This is a genomic window from Microbacterium azadirachtae, from assembly GCF_000956505.1.
In the GTDB taxonomy this organism is placed as follows: Bacteria; Actinomycetota; Actinomycetes; order Actinomycetales; family Microbacteriaceae; genus Microbacterium; species Microbacterium azadirachtae_A.
The window spans coordinates 1-16,614 of sequence record NZ_JYIX01000037.1 but is presented as its reverse complement, the minus strand read 5'-3'; the positions used below and the strand labels follow the sequence as shown (position 1 = coordinate 16,614).

Below are 16,614 nucleotides of genomic sequence, written 5' to 3'. Positions count from 1 at the left end.
GGTGACGGACGACGCCTGCGACGAGCAGGGCGTGCCGGCTGCGGCCGCACGCCCTGCTCGTCGTGCGGGTCGGTTCGGTTTCGTGACGCGCTTGGGCATCCGCGAGGGCGGCTTCCTCGACGCACCGTCCCTGGACGGTGTCACGGGCTGGGCCCGGCTGCGGCTCACGCTCGGCGCCCCCGGCGCGAAACGCTGGTATCCGGGCGCTCTGATCAGCCAGGTGTTCATCATCGGGTTCATCCTGGTGCCGATCCTCACCCAGCTCCCCGCGCCGGGATCCTGGTTCTGGGGACTCGCGGTGGTCGTCTACGGCGCGCTCTTCACGTTCTCGTTCCCCGTGGCGATGGCACTCCCCGACCGCTGGCGGTGGGTCCCTCCGGCGGGGCTCCTGCTGCTGTCGCTGCCCTTCCTCGTCGTGCTCGGGCCCGACCTGTCGGGACTGTGGACGTACGTCGCGGTCTCCGCCGCGCTCTGCTTCGGCGGCGACTTCCGCGCCATGCTCGCCGTGATCGGTCTGTCCGCCGTGTCGTTCGTGATGAACCTCGTCGACGGCGCCTTCCAGCCGACGAGCACCCCGCCCTGGACGATGCCGCTGATCATCCTCTCCATCGGCACCCTGATGGCGGCCTTCACCCGCAACCTGCAGACCCTGGCTCAGCTGCGCCGCACGCAGAAGGAGCTCGCCGTCGTCGCCGTCGAGGAGGAGCGCAACCGCGTCGCCCGCGACATGCACGACATCCTCGGGCACTCCCTCTCCGCCATCTCGCTCAAGGCGGATCTGGCGGCGAAGCTCGCCGATCGGGATCCTGCTGCCGCCGTGGCGGAGATCCACGAGGTGCAGACCCTCGCCAGGGCCACGCTCGGCGACATGCGCGCGGTCGTCTCCGGCTACCGTCAGGTGCGGATCGCGAGCGAACTCGCCTCGCTGCGCACCCTGCTGCCCGCCGCGGGCATCACGGCGCACCTGCCGATGACGACGGACGATGTGCCGGAGCGCAACCGCGAGCTGTTCGGCTGGGCGCTGCGCGAGGCCGTCACGAACGTGATCCGGCACGCCGGGGCGACCAACTGCTGGGTGATGCTGAGTCCGGGGCGCATCGCGATCGAGGACGACGGCGTGGGGCCGGCGCCCCGCCCCGCCGACGAACCGGCCGGCACCGGCCTGCACGGACTCGCCGAGCGCGCGGCCGACGCGGGCGGCGCGCTGAGGATCGGCCGCTCCCGCCATGGCGGATTCCTGCTGGAGGTCACTGCATGACGGCGAACGCGCCGATCCGGATCCTGCTCGCCGACGACCAGGCGCTCGTACGCGGCGCGCTCGCGACGCTGCTCGGTCTGGAAGACGATCTCGTGGTGACCGCTCAGGTCGGACGCGGCGACGAGGTGCTCCCCGCCGCGCAGGAGCACCGCCCCGACATCGCCCTGCTCGACGTCGAGATGCCCGGCATCGACGGACTCACCGCCGCGGCGCAGCTGCGTCAGGCGCTGCCAGGGGTGCGGATCGTGATCGTGACGACGTTCGGCCGCGCCGGATACCTCTCCCGCGCCCTGTCCGCGGGGGTCGCCGGCTACGTGGTCAAGGACACCCCGGCTTCCGAGCTCGCCGACGTCGTGCGGCGCGTGATGCGGGGCGAGACCGTGATCGACGCCGCGCTCGCCACCGACGCGCTCACGGCGGGCCCGTCGCCGCTGACCCCGCGCGAGGCCGAGGTGCTGGCGGCCGCCCGCGACGGCGGCACGATCTCCGATGTGGCCCTCGCGCTGCACCTGTCCGAGGGGACCACGCGGAACCACCTGTCCTCGGCGATGCAGAAGCTGGAGGCCCGCACGAGAGCGGACGCCGCACGGATCGCCCAGGAGCGCGGCTGGCTGCTCTGAGCGGCGCGCTCATGATCGCGTCAGGATCCGGCCCCATCGATCCCCTACACTCAGCACCATGACCGGAGGATCACCTGCTTCGTCGCGCCGTCCGCGCCCCTCACGTGCGGTGATCCGCCGTCGCCGCCTCGTCATCGGGCTGATCGCTGTGCTCGCCGTCGCGCTCGTCGCCGTCGTGGGCACCATCTCGGTGCGGGCCCTTCTCGGCGGAGGCCAGGACAAGGCGGCCGCGGCGGGCGCGACCAGCACGCCGACCCCGAAGCCGACGCCGCTCACGCCCGTGCAGGTGCTGCTGAAGACCGCGGCCGACCCCGCCACCGCGTGCGCCGTGTCCTTCGCCGGTGATGGCATCGAGCACGCGCCGATGCTGCAGAAGACGGGCGTGCTGTTCTCGGGCCTGCCCATTCCCGAGCGGGCCGGATCCGTGTTCGCCGGGTGGTATCCGACCCCGGAGGCCGCGCAGGCGCAGGTGCAGACGGACCGCGTGAACGGGTCGCAGCTGACCACGTGCACGGACAACCAGCGCACGCTCTACGCCGCCTGGACCACGCCGGAGCAGAACACCGCGACCGCGTCGAAGATCCCGATCCTGATGTACCACCAGTTCACGACCAAGCCCGAGGGTGAGGACAGCTGGCTGCGCAACAACTACGTGTACATCGAGGACTTCAAGGCGCAGATGGACTACGTCGCCTCCCAGAAGTTCTACATGCCCACCTGGGACGAGCTGAACGCCTTCATCGACGGCAAGCTGTTCCTGCCGCAGCACTCGCTCATCATCACCGACGACGATGCGGATCCGACCTGGCTCCAGCTCGCGGTGCCCGTGGTGACGGAGCGGAAGCTGCTGACGACGTCGTTCGTGATCACCGGCGAGCGCAAGGACGGATCGCCCTCGCCCTATGTCCTGCAGCGCTCGCACACCAACGACATGCACCGCGCCGGCGACAACGGCAAGGGACGCATGGTGAACCTGTCGGCCGATGAGGTCGCCGCCGACCTCGAGGAGTCGGCGAAGGTGCTCGGCGCGAAAGAGGTCATCGCCTACCCCTATGGTCACTACAACGCGACCGCCGAGGAGGGCGTGACCAAGGCCGGGTTCCTGCTCGCGCGCACGATCGACTTCGGCTACGTGAAGATCGGCACGAACAAACTCCAGCTGCCCGTGGTCCGGATCAACTACGGCGACACGGTCAACGGGCTGAAGAACAACATCGGCTGACGCCGACACGTCCGGCTACGGGGATCCCCGTAGTTCGGTTCGGGGTGCGTCCCTTCGTTCGGCGTCGTCCCGTTCGGGGCGCGTCCCTTCGTTTTGGGGCGCGTCCTGACACGGATTCCGGGTGCGGCGCGCCCCAAATCGTCGGCGCGCGCCCCAAACCACGCGGGGGCGCCCAGATGGAGAACCCTCCACCGGCCGGGATCACTCCGCGGCGGCGGTCTCCGCCTCGAGCCGCGCGCGACGCTCCTCGGCCTTGCGCACCTGGCGCACGGACCGGCGCGGCGCGTACACGACGAGCGAGTGGAACAGGAAGCGCACGAAGAACGCTGCGACCAGCGAGATCGCCGCGGCCAGGATGCTCGAGATGTGCCAGCTCTCGACCATGAGCGCGAGGATCGGGATCCGCACGGCGGCCTCGACGTTGTTGAACGTGAACGACTGCGCGAAGCGCACGGCGATCCCCTGTGCGTCGCCGCGCATGTCGTTGAAGACGTAGCGCTCCTGCAGGATGAAGTTGCCGACGATCGTCACCTCGGCGGCGATGATGGCCGCCCAGACGTACTCCATGCCGAGGTGCGTGAGCGCCCACATGATGACGAGGTTCGCGAGGGCTCCGACGGCCCCGATGATCGCGAACAGCGACATCTTGCCGAAGCGCAGCCGGGCGAGGTGCTTGAGGAATTGCATGCCCTGCACGAACGACGCCTTGGAATGTCCGTGCAGACGCTCGCCGAACTCCATCGGGACCTCGGCGATGCGCACGTCGGAGCGCACCAGGATCTCCAGCAGGATCTTGAAGCCGTTGGGCCGCAGCGCATCCGGATCCACACGGGTCCGGTCGACGAGGAAGTAGCCGGTCATGGGATCCGAGGCTCCGGAGAGCCGGATCGGGAACATCGCCTTGGTGAGGAGCGTCGCGCCCCGCGAGACTCCCACCCGCATGGCGCCCGCCAGGCCGCCGTTGTCGCCGCCGCCGATGTAGCGCGACGCGACGACGACGTCGGCATCGCCGTCCTCGTAGCGATCGATCATGTCGGGGAGCAGCTCCGGCGGGTGCTGCAGGTCGCCGTCCATGACGATGCAGACGTCGTAGGACGCGGACCGGATCCCTTCGACCACGGCACCGCCGAGTCCGCCCTCAGGCTTGTCGCGATGCAGGAGACGCACGGGCATCGGCGCGGAGGCGGCGAGCGTGCGGATCACCTCTGGGGTGTCGTCCGAGCTGTCGTCGACGAAGAGGATCTCGCCGTCGCGATCGCTCAGCGCGGCGGAGACGCGCGAGATGAGAGCGGCGATGTTATCCCGCTCGTTGAAGGTCGGAATGATGACCGTGGCACCGGGGATCCTCTCCCCTGCCGACATGTCTCCCATGCCCCCTCCTCCGTTCGCGTGACTCGACATGGTCCCATGCGAAACCATGCGGAACCTGCGCGTTTCCCGTCAGACACCCTCTCCCACCCAGGCTAACGGGCGGTGAACACCGGGCAAGGCCCTTGCCTTCTCGCCGATCCCACCCCCTCCGATGGGCCGTACCCTGGATTCATGACCACCCCCGCCTCTGACACGATCACCATGTTCGGCGCCGACTGGTGCCGCGACTGCATCCGCACCAAGAGGCAGCTCGACGAGCTCGGCGTCGCCTACACCTACGTCGACCTGGTCGAGGATCCCGCCGCCGCCGACGTGGCCAAGGAGATCTCCGGCCGCATGAACATCCCTGTGGTGGTCTACCCCGACTCCTCGCACCACGTCGAGCCGTCCAACGCCGACGTCGAGGCCAAGCTGCGCGAGCTGTCCCTGATCTGACCCCCCGGGGTGCGCGCCTGTTCGGGGTGCGCGCACGCCGTTTTGGGGCGCGTTCTCCCGTTTCGGGGCGCGTCCTGACACGGATTCCGGGCGTGGCGCGCCCCAAAACGGGGAAGTGCGCCCCAAAGCCGGGTTCCGCAGCCCCCGGGCCGGACGGAACCGGGCTCGCCGATACACTGGCGCGCATGAGCACCGCCGCTCGCGCTGAACGAGCCCCCACGCGCCTTCCCGCCCGCACGGTCGCCCGTTACGCCACGGGATCTCTCGGCACCGGGGGCTTCGCCACGCTGCCCGGCCTGGTGCTCGCGTACTTCCTCACCGACAACCTCGGCGTCGCCGCGATCCTCGCCGGAACGATCGTCACCCTCGCGAAGGTGTGGGACGTCGTGATCGACCCGGTGATCGGCGCCTGGTCGGATCGCAGCCTCATCCGCACCGGCAGCCGGAAGCGCTTCATGCTGATCGGGGCCTTCACGCTGCCCGTGTTCTTCGCCCTCACCTTCGCGGTGCCGCCGGCGTTCGGTCCGGTCGCGGGCGTGATCTGCGTGCTGCTGGCATTCCTCGCCACGGCCACCTCGTTCAGCCTGTTCCAGGTCCCCTACATCGCGCTGCCGGCCGAGCTCACCTCGAGCTACGACGAGCGCACCCGGCTGCTCAGCTGGCGGGTGATCGCGCTCACCGTCACGATCCTGCTGTTCGGCGGCGGAGGCCCGGAGCTGCGCCGCATCACCGGGGACCCGGTCATCGGCTACCTCGTGATGGGCGTGGTCGCCGGCATCGTGATCGGCGTGGGCATGCTCATCGCCGCGCGCACCGCCGACGACGCCGTCGCCGCCCCGGCGACCGTCGAGCACGTCGGGATCCGCGCGCAGTACGCCGCGGGCTTCGCCGCCGTGCGCCGGTCGCAGCCGTTCCGCGCGCTGCTCGGCACGTACCTGCTGCAGGCGCTCGCCACCGGCACGATGCTCGCAGGTGCGCAGTACGTCGCGACCTGGGTCATGCGCTCGGAGAGCGCGGTCACGCTGCTGTTCATCGCCCTGGTCGCCCCGGCCGTGATCGCGACCCCCGGCTGGGAGCGGCTGTCGCGCCGGATCGGCAAGGAACGCGCCTTCCGGATCGCGTCGACGATCTTCCTGGTCGCATCCGCCTCGATCGTGCTGGCGCTGTGGATGCCCGGATCCTGGATCTACGCCTCCGTGGCCGCCGCAGGCGTCGCCTACGCGGGCATGCAGGCGCTGCCGATGGCGATGCTGCCGGACGTGATCTCGCACGACGAGCGCGACAGCGGACCGGGCAACGCCGGCACGTTCACCGGCATGTGGACGGCGTCGGAGACCGTGGGCTTCGCGCTGGGCACCACGATCGTCGCGGTCGTGCTGGCGGTCACCGGCTACATCTCGCGTACCGCGGGCGCTGCGAGCGCGGTCGTGCAGCCGGGGAGCGCCGTGACCGGGATCGTGCTGATCTTCAGCGTCGTCCCGGCCGTGCTCATGCTGCTGAGCCTCGCGACGCTGGCCCGCTACCGACTGCGTCGCAGCGACATCGACGGTGCCGATCGCTGAGACTCGGTTCCACACCGAGCGCGTACGCTGAACAAAGACCGCGCCGAAGGAGATCCCGATGCCAGACACCCTCGCCGACGACGTCCGCGCACCGATCGAGAGCGCGATCGCGGAGCTGCAGAAGGGATCCGCCGCCTGGTCGGCTCTCACCGTCGGCCAGCGCGTGACGCTGCTGCGCGGAGTGCGGCGCACGGTCGCCGCGAACGCGCGGGCATGGGCGCGCTCCGCGGTGCGCTCGAAGCAGCTGAGCGACGACCACCCGCTCCGCGGCGAGGAGTGGCTGAGCGGCCCCTACGCGACGCTCGGCGCGCTGGACGCCTACATCGAAACGCTCGACCGCATCGCGCACGGCCGCAACCCGCTCGACGGCCTCACCGTCGACCGCACCGCGAGCGGGCAGACCCGCGTGCACGCGTTCCCGCTCGAGGGCATCGACAAGCTGCTGCTCTCCGGTTTCACGGGCGAGGTGTGGCTCACCCCCGGCGTCACGCCCGGCGATGCCAGGGCTCGTGCGGGTCTCGCGCAGCGCTCCCCTGCCGACACGGACGGCGGCATCGGCCTCGTGCTCGGCGCCGGCAACATCACCTCGATCCCCGTGCTCGACGTGCTCTACGAACTCCTCGCGCACGACAGGGTGGTGCTGCTCAAGGTCAACCCCACCCAGGACGCGCTCGTGCCGGTGTTCGAGAAGGCCCTCGCGCCGCTCATCGCCCCCGGTTTCCTGCGGATCGTGCGCGGCGCGGGCGACGTCGGCGCCTACCTCACCGCGCACGACGCCTTCGCGCACGTACACATCACCGGATCCGCCCCGACCTTCGACGCGATCGTGTGGGGCCCTTCGACGGGCTCGGGGGCCACCCAGGCCAAGCGCCGCAAGCGCGAGAACCGGCCGCGGCTGAAGAAGCCGATCACGGCCGAGCTCGGCGGCGTCTCGCCGATCATCGTCGTGCCGGGCCATTGGAGCGACGAGGATCTGCGGTTCCAGGCCGAGCACGTCGCGACGATGCGCCTGCAGAACGGCGGACACAACTGCATCGCGGGGCAGGTCGTGCTGCTCTCCCGCGACTGGGCGCAGAAGGACCAGTTCCTGATCGAACTGCGCCGCGCCTACGCGCTCGCCCCGGAGCGCCCCATCTGGTACCCGCGTTCCGATGAGCGGATGGCGCAGGCGGCCGACGCCTATCCCGACGCGCTCGTGCTGGCGGACCGGCTGCTCGTCGAGATCGGCGAGGGCGACGACCCGTCCGCCCTGGAGCAGACCGAGTACTTCGCCCCTGTACTGGGCGTCGAGCAGCTGGCCGGCACCGGCCAGGCGTTCCTGGATGCCGCCGTCGCGCACGCGAACGGGAAGCTGCAGGGCACACTCGGCGCGAATGTGCTGATCGACCCTGCCACGGAGGCATCGCTCGGCGCGGGCTTCGAGCGGGCCATCACCGCGTTGCACTACGGATCCATCGCGATCAACACCTGGACCGCGTTCGGCTTCATCACCCCCACCGTGACCTGGGGCGCGTTCCCGGGCAACACGCTCGCCGACGTGGGCAGCGGACTCGGCGTCGTGCACAACGCGCTGCTGCTGGCCGACGTCGAGCGCTCGGTGGTGCGAGGACCGTTCCGGCCGTTCCCGCGGTCGGCGTCGATCGTGCGCGACGGCGGACGGTTCACGATCCTGCCGAAGCCGCCGTGGTTCGCCTCGTCGCGCACGGCCGCGGAGGTCAGCGAGGGCCTGACCCGGTTCCGCGCCCAGGGCGGCGTGCTCGCCCTGGTGCGCACGCTCGTGCAGGCGATGCGGGCCTGAGCTCGCGAGAGCGCCGCGTTTCGTCTCGCTGCGCTCGCTCAACGACCCCGGGAGAAAGGGCAAAGAGGCCGCGCCCGCTCAACGATCCCTAGGGTGTGGCCACCGAGAACGTGTCGCACTGGCCCAGGCCGTTCTTGTAGCCGTTCGCGAACCAGTAGTCGCGCTGTTTGCTGGATCCGTGCGTCCAGCTCTCCGGGTTCGTGTAGCCCGCGGACTGCTGCTGGATATGGTCGTCGCCGACGGCCGCAGCGGCGTTGAGAGCGTCCTTGATCTGGGCGTCGGTCGGCTTCTTCATGTACGCGACGCCGTTCTTGTCCTTCTCCTGCGTCATGTCAGCGATGAAGGCTCCCGCGTAGCAATCGGCCTGCAGCTCGGTGCGCACGCCGTTGCTCGCGGGGCCCGTGCCGTTGTTCGGGTACTTCGCCATCGTGCCGGTTATGTTCTGGATGTGGTGCCCGTACTCGTGGGCGACGACGTACACCTGCGCCAGGTCGCCCGCCTCGGCGCCGAACTGCTGCTTGAGCAGCTGGAAGAAGGTCGGGTCGATGTAGACGGTCTGGTCCGAAGGGCAGTAGAACGGGCCGACGTCGTTCGACGCGGTGCCGCACGGGGTCGAGGTGGATCCGTCGACGCTGATCTGCCCCGGCTCGACATAGCCCTTCACGTTCTTCGCCCAGTAGTCGTTCAGCACCAGGGAGACGGCGGCGACGCGGCAGTCGACGCTATTGTTCGCGTCCGTGCCGGTGGAGCAGTTCTGCACGGATCCCTCCGTGGATCCGGCGCCCTGCTGCTGGCTCTGCGACGTGCCGGTCCCCCCGCCGAGGAGGCCGGAGAGGTCGACGCCGGTGAAGGCGCTGATCAGCAGCACCACGACCGCACCGAGTCCGACGACGCCGCCGCCGGCGATCGCCGCCGTACGACCGCCGCTGCGTCGCTTGACCTTGTTGTCCGAGACATCGGCATCCGGGTTGAACGTCATGAGCACAGTTTTCCACGGTCTGCGCCCCAACGGGGAGGCATAGGCTCGCACTGTGCGTCGCGCCGCGACCGAAGGGAGCCGAAGTGACCACCACGGTGACACTGACCGGTGCAGGAGGACAGATCGGCTACGCGCTGCTGTTCCGGATCGCCGCAGGCGACATGCTCGGCCCCGACGAGAAGGTGCGGCTGCGGCTGCTCGAGATCCCGGCCGGGATCGCGGCCGCGGAAGGCGCTGCTCTCGAATTGCAGGACGGCGCCTTCGGGCTGCTCGAGCACGTGGAGGTGACCGATGACCCTGCGGTGGGCTTCGACGGCGCCGACCACGCGCTGCTGGTCGGCGCACGCCCGCGCGGCCCCGGCATGGAACGCGGCGACCTGCTCGCTGCGAACGGCTCGATCTTCGGACCGCAGGGAGCCGCGATCGCGGCGCACGCCGCCGCGGGCGTGCGCGTGACCGTGGTCGGCAATCCCGCGAACACGAACGCGCTCATCGCCGCGGCCTCCGCCGACGGCGTCCCCGCTGAGCGGTTCAGCGCGCTCACCCGGCTCGACGAGAACCGCGCCCGCGGTCAGCTCTCGGCGGCGCTCGGCGCTCCGGTGGCCGATATCGCGGGCGTCACGATCTGGGGCAATCACTCCGCGACGCAGTTCCCCGATGTCGCCTACGCGACCGTCGCAGGGCGTCCCGTGCCGGAGGCCCTCGCCGCGCAGACCGGCGACGTTCGCGCATGGCTGGAGAGCACGTTCATCCCGCGGGTCGCCAAGCGCGGCGCCGAGATCATCCAGGTGCGCGGATCCTCCTCCGTGGCGTCGGCGGCGAGCGCGACGATCGACCACGTGCGCGACTGGGCGCTCGGGACCGGCGAGCGCCGCACCAGCGCCGCCGTGGTCTCGCACGGCGAGTACGGCGTGCCGGAGGGCCTGATCAGCTCGTTCCCGGTGCGTGCGGTCGACGGCGAGTGGCGGATCGTCGAGGGCCTGGACCCCGACGCCTGGGCACGTGAGCGCATCGACCGCTCAGTCGCCGAGCTCGTCGAGGAGCGCGACGCCGTCCGCGCGCTCGGGCTGATCTGACCGGGCCAGCGGGTGGCCGCCCGGGTCCCTGGGCGAGGAGCGAAGCGACGAGACGAAGGGCGCTCAGCAACCACGAGACGAACCGCGCAAGGGCGTCCTTCGTCTCGCTGCGCTCGCTCAGGAACCGGAGGCACGCTGCGCTCGCTCAGGAACCGAGGAGCGCCCGGTCCCTGAGCGAGGAGCGAAGCGACGAGACGAAGGGCGCAGGTGGGTACGAGATCAGCGTCCGCGCGAACGCCTGCTCCAGCCTTGCAGGTCGTCGTATCGCCCCTCGATCAGCGCAAGCTTCTTAGCCCGGTTCCAGCGATGGATCCTGCGCTCCCACGCGAACGCCTCGTCGATGCGCTCGAACTCCGCGGTCCAGGCGAGCTCCACGGGAAGCCGGCGACGCGTGTAGTCGCCACCGAAACCCGCCTGATGCTGTTCCAACCTCCAGGCGAGGTCCGTGGTGCTGCCCGTGTAGAAGCTGTCGTCGACGCAACGGAGGATGTAGACGTGCGGCATGGTCGCACGGTACCGAATTGACCGCCGCACTCGCCTCTGTTATCCACAGGCGTCCTTCGTCTCGCTGCGCTCGCTCAGGAACCGGAGGCACGCCGTGCTCACTCAGGAACCGGAAGCACGCGGCGCGCGTCAGATCGTTGCGACGTCGATCACGAAGCGGAACTTCACGTCGCTCGCGAGCACGCGCGCGTAGGCGGCGTTGATGCCCACCGCGTCGATGAGCTCGATCTCGGCGGCGATGCCGTGCTCGGCGCAGAAGTCGAGCATCTCCTGGGTCTCCCTGATCCCGCCGATCGACGACCCGGCGAGCGAGCGGCGCCCGCCCAGCAGCAGGCCTGCACGGAACGACATGGGCTCCGGCGGCGCACCGACGCTGACCATGGTGCCGTTCGTGTCGATCAGGTTCAGGTAGGCGTCGAGCGGCAGCGGGGCGCTGACGGTGTTCAGGATCACGTCGAAGGAGCGCTTGTTCGCGGAGAACGTCTCCGGATCCGACGTGGCGAGGTAGTGGTCGGCGCCGAGCCGGATCCCCTCGTCCTTCTTGCGCAGCGACTGCGAGAGCACGGTGACCTCGGCGCCCAGGGCGTGCGCGATCTGCACGGCCATGTGCCCGAGTCCGCCGAGCCCGACGACGGCGACGCGCGTGCCCGGGCCGACGTTCCAGTGCCGCAGCGGCGAGTAGGTGGTGATGCCGGCGCAGAGCAGCGGAGCGGCACGGTCGAGCGGGATCGCGTCGGGGATCCGCAGCACGAACGCCTCGGTGACGACGACCTGGCGCGAGTAGCCGCCCTGGGTGATCGTGCCGTCACGGTCGGTCGCTCCATAGGTGCCGATCGCCCCGCCCCTGCAGTACTGCTCCTCGCCGCGCAGGCACGCATCGCACTCTCCGCAGGAGTTCACCAGGCAGCCGACGCCCACCCGGTCGCCGACGGCGAACCGCGTGACGTCGGATCCCACGGCGGAGACCGTCCCGGCGATCTCGTGACCGGGGGCGAGCGGGTAGTGCTGCGGACCCCAGTCGCCCTGCACCGTGTGGATGTCGGAGTGGCAGATGCCCGCGTAGGCGATGTCGATCACGACATCGAGCGGGCCGGGCTCGCGGCGCTCGATCGTGGTCGGGACGAGGGGTGCACCCTCGCTCGGTGCGGCATAGGCGGCGACGACGGGCATGGCGCTCCTCAGGGCTCCGGGGGTGGGACAGTGCGAGCGTACTCCGCCCGGTGATGGCACAGCTGCATCCGCATCTCCCCGGACGCCGATGTCCGTGGGAGAAGGCACAATAGAGGCGGAGGCGGATGACATGGAAGCGACCACGCACACGCACGGCGATGCGGACGGCACCACGGGTGCGCCGCTCGACGCCGCCCTCACCAGCCCGCTGCATCTCCCGCACGCGGCCGCGGAATGCCCCAAGTGCTTCACCGAGCTGCAGCAGAACCGGGACTGGTGGTCTGCCAAGCCCGACGGATCCCGTCTGGTCGGCCTCGTCGTCGCCCGTGACGGCATGCCCTCGGTGGTGCAGCAGCGTGAAGACCTCACCCGTTTCGGCGTGCCGATCGAGGGCTTCCGCCACCCCGCGCCCGACATCCTGGAGAGCTGGACCGATCGCATCGGCCGTCTCATCGACACGCTGCGTCCCGGCGACGTGCTCGTCGTCGCCAACATCCACGCCCTCGGGCGCGACATCGACGAAGAGACGCGGACGGTCGCGGCGCTGCGCCGTCTCGGCGTGATGGTGAAGGTGCTCAGCCACGACGCGCGCCACCTCGCCGACGCCGGGCGCTGACGCCGCGCACCGCGCACCAACACCGAGGCCGGCTCAGGCGGAGGCGGCGTCCCCCGCGGGGAGCCATGCCAGCGTGGACACGCACAGGTCGAACAGCGTGCGCATCGCCACCATCGGCGGATCGTCCGCCGGCACGTCGACCGGCCGCATGATCACGAGCACGAGGCGCAGGGCCCTGCGCCGCTGCGAACCAGGGATCGGCGTCAGATACATCACGGTCGTGACCGCGACCCGTTCCCCCTCCAGGGTCTGCACCTCGTCGGTCTCCATGCGCAGGAAGCGCTTGTCCTCGAGCAGCGCGGTCGCGCCGCGCTCCGCGATCGCCTCTCGCACCACCGCGTCGAGGTTCTCTCCGGCCGGGGCGCGCTGGATGCTGGCGGTCAGCGAAGCCGGCAGGTAGAGGGCCTCGGAGGCGTCGGCCGACGGCACGAACATCGCGACCGCCTCGACCCGGCGCATCTGCGTGAACGCATCGCGCAGCAGCCGGTCCATCTGCGCGTACAGGTCTGGGCGGTGCGCCTGCATCAGACGGCTGCGCATCGCACCGAGCATGTCCTTCTCGACGGCCCCGTCGACGCTCCTGCGGATCCACCCCGGAGGCAGCACGAGCGTGAAATCCGGGTCGGGGGCGGCACCAAGCTCCGCCCGGAGGCTGATCCGCTCCGTCGATCCCTCGGGGGCGTTCATAGGGTCTCCTCCCCGGCCCGCGCCGGCATCGGTCATGACGACATCCTCCGCGCGAGGAAGCCGGGCTCGGCCTCCAGTGCGCGCTGCGCGTCTGCGGGCGAGATGATCCCGCGCCGCCGCAGGATCCCGATCGCCCCGGCGAGCTCGGCGCGGATCCGCTCCCGCTCCTCGGCAGGGATCGCGGCGATCGCGGCGCTGCGCCGCGCCACCGCGTCGGAATCGGGCAGCGTCTCGGCCGCGGAGTCGCCGCGGCGCCCATCTCGCTGCGTGCGGCGAAGGCTCCGCCGGGCCAGCATCGCGACGGCCGCGCCGAGCAGTGCCGCCACCACGGCGACCGCCGCCCACACCTGCCAGCCCGGAACCTGGTCGGCCGTTCCCCTGGCTCCGATCATCACGGCGGCGACGACGCCGACGACCGCGGCGATCCAGCCGCCCACCTCGGATTCCGCGATGCTGCGACCGAGCATCCCGCGGATCAGGGTCACGGCCTGCCACCCGGCGGAGGCGACCATGAGCCACCCGGCGACGGAGATCGCGACGGCGGAGTCGGCGAGGACGAGCCCGAAGTCACTGCCGGCGAGCGCCGTGAAGGCGAGCACCGGCAGCAGGACGAGGGCCAGCGCGGGCAGCACGGCGAGGACCAGTGCCAGCAGGAACCACGGGCTGCGCGCCTGTTCGCCTCGCCGTTCGAACGCCCCGGCCCCGCCGAGTTCGGCGAGGACCCTCGGACGCCCGCGGAACGCCCTCGCCTCGACCTCCGCCCACGGCACCCTGGCGCCGGTGGGCAGGTCGTTCGCCCATGCGGTCGTGCTGCGGTCGCGCTTCATCGGCTCTCCCCCGGCCACTCCTCGTCGGCCATCACGAGGCCGCGGTTCAGGTCGCCGCCCCGCCATGGCTCACCGTCCACGAGGATCCGCAGATCGTCCACGAGAGCCGCGACATGCGGGGTCGCGAGCAGGAAGGCATCGGCGAGCACGGGCTCCAGCGTCACCACGGTCATGACGGCGTCATCGGCGAACACCGCCTGCCAGCCTCGCGTCGCGATCTGTTCGGATCCGGGAACCTCGCCGTCGAAGATCCACTGGCATCCGCTGCCGAGATGCTCCGAGGGCGAGACCGCGCGCCAGGATGCGGCGCCCTCGCGGATGCGGCGACGTACCTCCTCCAGCCCCGGGGACTCCTGCACGGAGACCCGGACGACGAAGGGGAAGGCATCCTGCGGCCAGAGCTGCAGCGCCAGCACGTCGTGCGGCGTCACGGCCGTCGCGGCATGCGCGATGAATTCGGCGCGCAGCTCGACCGGCATCGGTGCGATGTCCTCGGCCGCGCCGAGACGTGCGGCTGCCGCAGCCACCCAGTCCGTGTCGCTGCGTCCGGTGAGCACGACGACGCGCTCTTCGTCGATCCCGACCTCGGCAACAGCTCTCATCCGCACCCCTCCGCCACCAGCATGTCATCCCCGCCTGCGCGGGGCGGACGGACGCCCTGCGGCATCACTTGTCGCCGGCGATGGCATGCACGATCGCGGAATTGATCGACCCGCCGGATCCCGGGATGTTCCCGACGATCGTGTTCGCGCGGGAGTACATGTTCCACCCGACGCTGATCAGGATGTCGGGGGCACTGGACATGTTGTTCAGGGCCGTCGCCCCCTTGCCCGTGAAGAACCGCGCGATCGAGTCGACGGCGCGGCCGTCGGCGCCGTGGTTCTGCAGCAGCGTGCCGAAGAAGTTGCGGGCTCCGGCGCCGAACGACCCTGTGAACTTGAAGGCGGCGGTGCCGCTGCCGAAGACCCTGGTGAGTTCCTGGCGGATCGGCGCGCGGCCCGCCCCGGTGAGCAGTCCACCGAGCGCGCTGTCGGCGAAGCCCCGCAGCCCCTTCATCCCGCCGAACAGCTTGCCCATGCTGCCGAACGGTATGACGCCGATCGCGGCGATGATGACATCCGTGAGCCCGGCGTCATCGCGGCTCCACTGGTAGAGCGTGAGCGCCAGGGTCGCGATCGCGACGATCGCGGCGAGGGCGGCGATGATCGGCCCGCCGATGATGATCGCGGCGACGGTGAGGATGAGGCCGACGACCTTCAGCACCTCGAGTGCTCCCGCGACGAAGCCGTCGACGTCGTCCCAGAAGCCGTCCTTGATCTTGCCGCTGGTGGCGTTGCCGATGCCGTCGACGGCGGTGTCGAACGCGGTCTCCCAGGTGTCGTATTCGGAATCGAAGATGCGCGCCTCGGCGACGAACTCCTCGTGCTTCTGCTTCTTCGAGGCGTCGTCCTGCGCGTTCTCGGTCGCCTCATCCGAGCCCTCCTTGGGCGGCACGACCCACGTGGGGCGGTCTCCCGGCAGGTAGCCCGGCAGCCCGGCGAAGGTCGTCCACAGCTCCTCGCAGCTCTTCACGGCCGCGTTGAGCCGGGGCTGGACCTCGGAGAGCGTCGTCGCGTAGGAGACCAGCACCGGACCGGTCGGCCGGTACAGCTCGCCGGCGAGCTTGAGCTGCTCGTGGGTGTCGCCCACGATCTCCTGCAGCTTCTCGATCGCCTCGCCCTTCTGCCCCGAGCTCTTGTCGTGCAGCGACTTCAGGAAAGAGGCGCTCTCGCCCATCGCGTCGCCGAGAGCCGTGATCTCCGCACCGCGCTTCGAGATCGTGTCCGCATTGCCCTTGAGGCGCTCGATCTGGCGCCCCTTGGGCGAACGTTCCATGTACATCAGGGCGTTCCGATCTTCCGCGGCGGGTTCTGTCCGGTGGCGTCGACTTCCATGCTCTTCGCCGTGTCCTCGTCCCACTTCTTGCAGCCGTCGAGCACGCCCTGGACGTGCTCCTGGACCTTCCCGATGTCCCGGGCCAGGTCGTGGCGCTTGTCGTCCCAGCGCGACTCGAAGTCGCCGACCTCGTCCTTGAGCTTCGACTTCCCGAAGGGCGAGTCGATCGCGTCCTGCACCGCGTCGGTGCGAGAGGAGGCCCCCTCCAGCTCCGTCACGATGTCCTTGAGCTTGAGGCTCACCGCGCTCAGCTCCTCGTACTTGATCCAGATGGCCTCGGCCATGCGATCCTCCCCCTCCGACCCGACAACATCAACCTAGGGAACCTCGCCGCGCGCGTCGATGGGGAGGACTCCCCATCGGATCCGCGACATGCGCGCTCACGACAGAGGGACCGGCGGCCGAAGCCACCGGTCCCCCGAGATCGTGCGGTGCGGTGTCAGCCGCCGGCGAGCTGCGTGTCCAGATCCTGGATCGCACGCATCATCCCCAGCAGCGACTCCGACATGTCATTGATGCCATCCACCGCCTGCTTCAGACCCGTGGTCAGCTCC

General features: G+C 70.4%; 17 protein-coding genes. 8 read left to right on the top strand and 9 right to left on the bottom strand.

The genetic code is table 11. The features are described from left to right. Position 1 precedes the first annotated feature (1 nt). Genes RS86_RS12880 through RS86_RS12870 form a run of 3 tightly spaced genes read left to right on the top strand, consistent with a single transcriptional unit; the run spans position 2 to position 3,100 of the window. On the top strand, positions 2-1,258 hold the full coding sequence (locus tag RS86_RS12880) for a sensor histidine kinase (RefSeq protein WP_052680249.1): 1,257 nt from the start codon (positions 2-4) through the stop codon (positions 1,256-1,258). Further along, positions 1,255-1,878: a response regulator transcription factor gene (locus tag RS86_RS12875; protein ID WP_045272678.1), complete on the top strand. Its 624-nt coding sequence runs from the start codon at positions 1,255-1,257 to the stop codon at positions 1,876-1,878. The genes RS86_RS12880 and RS86_RS12875 overlap by 4 nt, the downstream gene beginning before the upstream one ends. Positions 1,879-1,936: 58 nt before the next feature. Beyond that, positions 1,937-3,100: a polysaccharide deacetylase family protein gene (locus tag RS86_RS12870; protein WP_152642168.1), complete on the top strand. Its 1,164-nt coding sequence runs from the start codon at positions 1,937-1,939 to the stop codon at positions 3,098-3,100. 201 nt (positions 3,101-3,301) lie between these two features. Here RS86_RS12870 and RS86_RS12865 read toward each other — a convergent pair whose 3' ends face one another. Then, entirely contained in the window at positions 3,302-4,471 is a 1,170-nt protein-coding gene (locus RS86_RS12865) for a glycosyltransferase (RefSeq protein ID WP_152642167.1), read from the bottom strand. A 171-nt stretch (positions 4,472-4,642) separates the two neighbouring features. Here RS86_RS12865 and RS86_RS12860 point away from each other — a divergent pair, with 171 nt between their 5' ends. The 3 genes from RS86_RS12860 (at position 4,643) to RS86_RS12850 (ending at position 8,266) form a co-directional block, all read left to right on the top strand. Next, positions 4,643-4,906, top strand: a complete 264-nt coding sequence (locus RS86_RS12860) for a glutaredoxin family protein (RefSeq protein WP_045272677.1) — start codon at positions 4,643-4,645, stop codon at positions 4,904-4,906. A 185-nt stretch (positions 4,907-5,091) separates the two neighbouring features. Next, a complete protein-coding gene (locus RS86_RS12855) occupies positions 5,092-6,468 on the top strand; it encodes an MFS transporter (RefSeq protein ID WP_045272676.1) in 1,377 nt (458 codons plus the stop codon). Between the two features lie 58 nt (positions 6,469-6,526). Continuing rightward, positions 6,527-8,266, top strand: a complete 1,740-nt coding sequence (locus RS86_RS12850) for an aldehyde dehydrogenase family protein (protein ID WP_045272675.1) — start codon at positions 6,527-6,529, stop codon at positions 8,264-8,266. Between the two features lie 88 nt (positions 8,267-8,354). Here the strand turns inward: RS86_RS12850 and RS86_RS12845 are convergent, their stop codons facing one another. Beyond that, positions 8,355-9,245, bottom strand: coding sequence for a neutral zinc metallopeptidase (locus RS86_RS12845; protein WP_045272674.1), 891 nt, complete (start codon positions 9,243-9,245; stop codon positions 8,355-8,357). A gap of 83 nt (positions 9,246-9,328) precedes the next feature. Here RS86_RS12845 and RS86_RS12840 point away from each other — a divergent pair, with 83 nt between their 5' ends. Further along, a complete protein-coding gene (locus RS86_RS12840) occupies positions 9,329-10,321 on the top strand; it encodes a malate dehydrogenase (protein ID WP_045272673.1) in 993 nt (330 codons plus the stop codon). 219 nt (positions 10,322-10,540) lie between these two features. On the opposite strand, the gene RS86_RS12835 is transcribed toward RS86_RS12840, so the two are convergent. Then, the gene (locus RS86_RS12835; RefSeq protein ID WP_045272900.1) at positions 10,541-10,825 is read right to left on the bottom strand and encodes a GIY-YIG nuclease family protein; all 285 of its coding nucleotides are present in this window, start codon (positions 10,823-10,825) and stop codon (positions 10,541-10,543) included. Between the two features lie 129 nt (positions 10,826-10,954). Continuing rightward, positions 10,955-11,995, bottom strand: a complete 1,041-nt coding sequence (locus tag RS86_RS12830) for an NAD(P)-dependent alcohol dehydrogenase (protein ID WP_045272672.1) — start codon at positions 11,993-11,995, stop codon at positions 10,955-10,957. A gap of 130 nt (positions 11,996-12,125) precedes the next feature. Between RS86_RS12830 and RS86_RS12825 the strand changes: the two genes are divergently transcribed. Next, the gene (locus tag RS86_RS12825) at positions 12,126-12,611 is read left to right on the top strand and encodes a recombinase family protein (RefSeq protein ID WP_052680248.1); all 486 of its coding nucleotides are present in this window, start codon (positions 12,126-12,128) and stop codon (positions 12,609-12,611) included. 33 nt (positions 12,612-12,644) lie between these two features. On the opposite strand, the gene RS86_RS12820 is transcribed toward RS86_RS12825, so the two are convergent. From RS86_RS12820 to RS86_RS12800, 5 genes are all read right to left on the bottom strand, one after another. Beyond that, positions 12,645-13,298 carry a hypothetical protein gene (locus RS86_RS12820; protein ID WP_045272671.1) on the bottom strand — a complete coding sequence of 218 codons (654 nt, stop codon included), beginning with the start codon at positions 13,296-13,298 and terminating at the stop codon, positions 12,645-12,647. Positions 13,299-13,330: 32 nt separating this feature from the next. Continuing rightward, positions 13,331-14,125 (bottom strand): hypothetical protein, encoded by a 795-nt coding sequence (locus RS86_RS12815; protein WP_045272670.1) that lies wholly within the window; start codon positions 14,123-14,125, stop codon positions 13,331-13,333. Further along, complete coding sequence (locus RS86_RS12810) at positions 14,122-14,727, bottom strand: hypothetical protein (protein WP_045272669.1); 606 nt, start codon at positions 14,725-14,727, stop codon at positions 14,122-14,124. Before RS86_RS12810 ends, RS86_RS12815 begins: the two co-directional genes overlap by 4 nt. Before the next feature lie 64 nt (positions 14,728-14,791). Then, on the bottom strand, positions 14,792-16,006 hold the full coding sequence (locus RS86_RS12805; protein WP_045272668.1) for a hypothetical protein: 1,215 nt from the start codon (positions 16,004-16,006) through the stop codon (positions 14,792-14,794). Next, entirely contained in the window at positions 16,006-16,344 is a 339-nt protein-coding gene (locus RS86_RS12800) for a hypothetical protein (RefSeq protein ID WP_045272667.1), read from the bottom strand. The genes RS86_RS12805 and RS86_RS12800 overlap by 1 nt, the downstream gene beginning before the upstream one ends. Positions 16,345-16,614 lie beyond the last annotated feature (270 nt).

What these genes read in the sequence shown, in the direction of transcription:
- RS86_RS12865 (WP_152642167.1), bottom strand. Translation starts at nt 4,471, where the DNA reads ATGGGAGACATGTCGGCAGGGGAGAGGATCCCCGGTGCCACGGTCATC.
- RS86_RS12830 (WP_045272672.1), bottom strand. Translation starts at nt 11,995, where the DNA reads ATGCCCGTCGTCGCCGCCTATGCCGCACCGAGCGAGGGTGCACCCCTC.
- RS86_RS12870 (WP_152642168.1), top strand. Translation starts at nt 1,937, where the DNA reads ATGACCGGAGGATCACCTGCTTCGTCGCGCCGTCCGCGCCCCTCACGT.
- RS86_RS12835 (WP_045272900.1), bottom strand. Translation starts at nt 10,825, where the DNA reads ATGCCGCACGTCTACATCCTCCGTTGCGTCGACGACAGCTTCTACACG.
- RS86_RS12845 (WP_045272674.1), bottom strand. Translation starts at nt 9,245, where the DNA reads ATGACGTTCAACCCGGATGCCGATGTCTCGGACAACAAGGTCAAGCGA.
- RS86_RS12810 (WP_045272669.1), bottom strand. Translation starts at nt 14,727, where the DNA reads ATGAGAGCTGTTGCCGAGGTCGGGATCGACGAAGAGCGCGTCGTCGTG.
- RS86_RS12860 (WP_045272677.1), top strand. Translation starts at nt 4,643, where the DNA reads ATGACCACCCCCGCCTCTGACACGATCACCATGTTCGGCGCCGACTGG.
- RS86_RS12820 (WP_045272671.1), bottom strand. Translation starts at nt 13,298, where the DNA reads ATGAACGCCCCCGAGGGATCGACGGAGCGGATCAGCCTCCGGGCGGAG.
- RS86_RS12815 (WP_045272670.1), bottom strand. Translation starts at nt 14,125, where the DNA reads ATGAAGCGCGACCGCAGCACGACCGCATGGGCGAACGACCTGCCCACC.
- RS86_RS12850 (WP_045272675.1), top strand. Translation starts at nt 6,527, where the DNA reads ATGCCAGACACCCTCGCCGACGACGTCCGCGCACCGATCGAGAGCGCG.
- RS86_RS12800 (WP_045272667.1), bottom strand. Translation starts at nt 16,344, where the DNA reads ATGGCCGAGGCCATCTGGATCAAGTACGAGGAGCTGAGCGCGGTGAGC.
- RS86_RS12875 (WP_045272678.1), top strand. Translation starts at nt 1,255, where the DNA reads ATGACGGCGAACGCGCCGATCCGGATCCTGCTCGCCGACGACCAGGCG.
- RS86_RS12855 (WP_045272676.1), top strand. Translation starts at nt 5,092, where the DNA reads ATGAGCACCGCCGCTCGCGCTGAACGAGCCCCCACGCGCCTTCCCGCC.
- RS86_RS12805 (WP_045272668.1), bottom strand. Translation starts at nt 16,006, where the DNA reads ATGTACATGGAACGTTCGCCCAAGGGGCGCCAGATCGAGCGCCTCAAG.
- RS86_RS12825 (WP_052680248.1), top strand. Translation starts at nt 12,126, where the DNA reads ATGGAAGCGACCACGCACACGCACGGCGATGCGGACGGCACCACGGGT.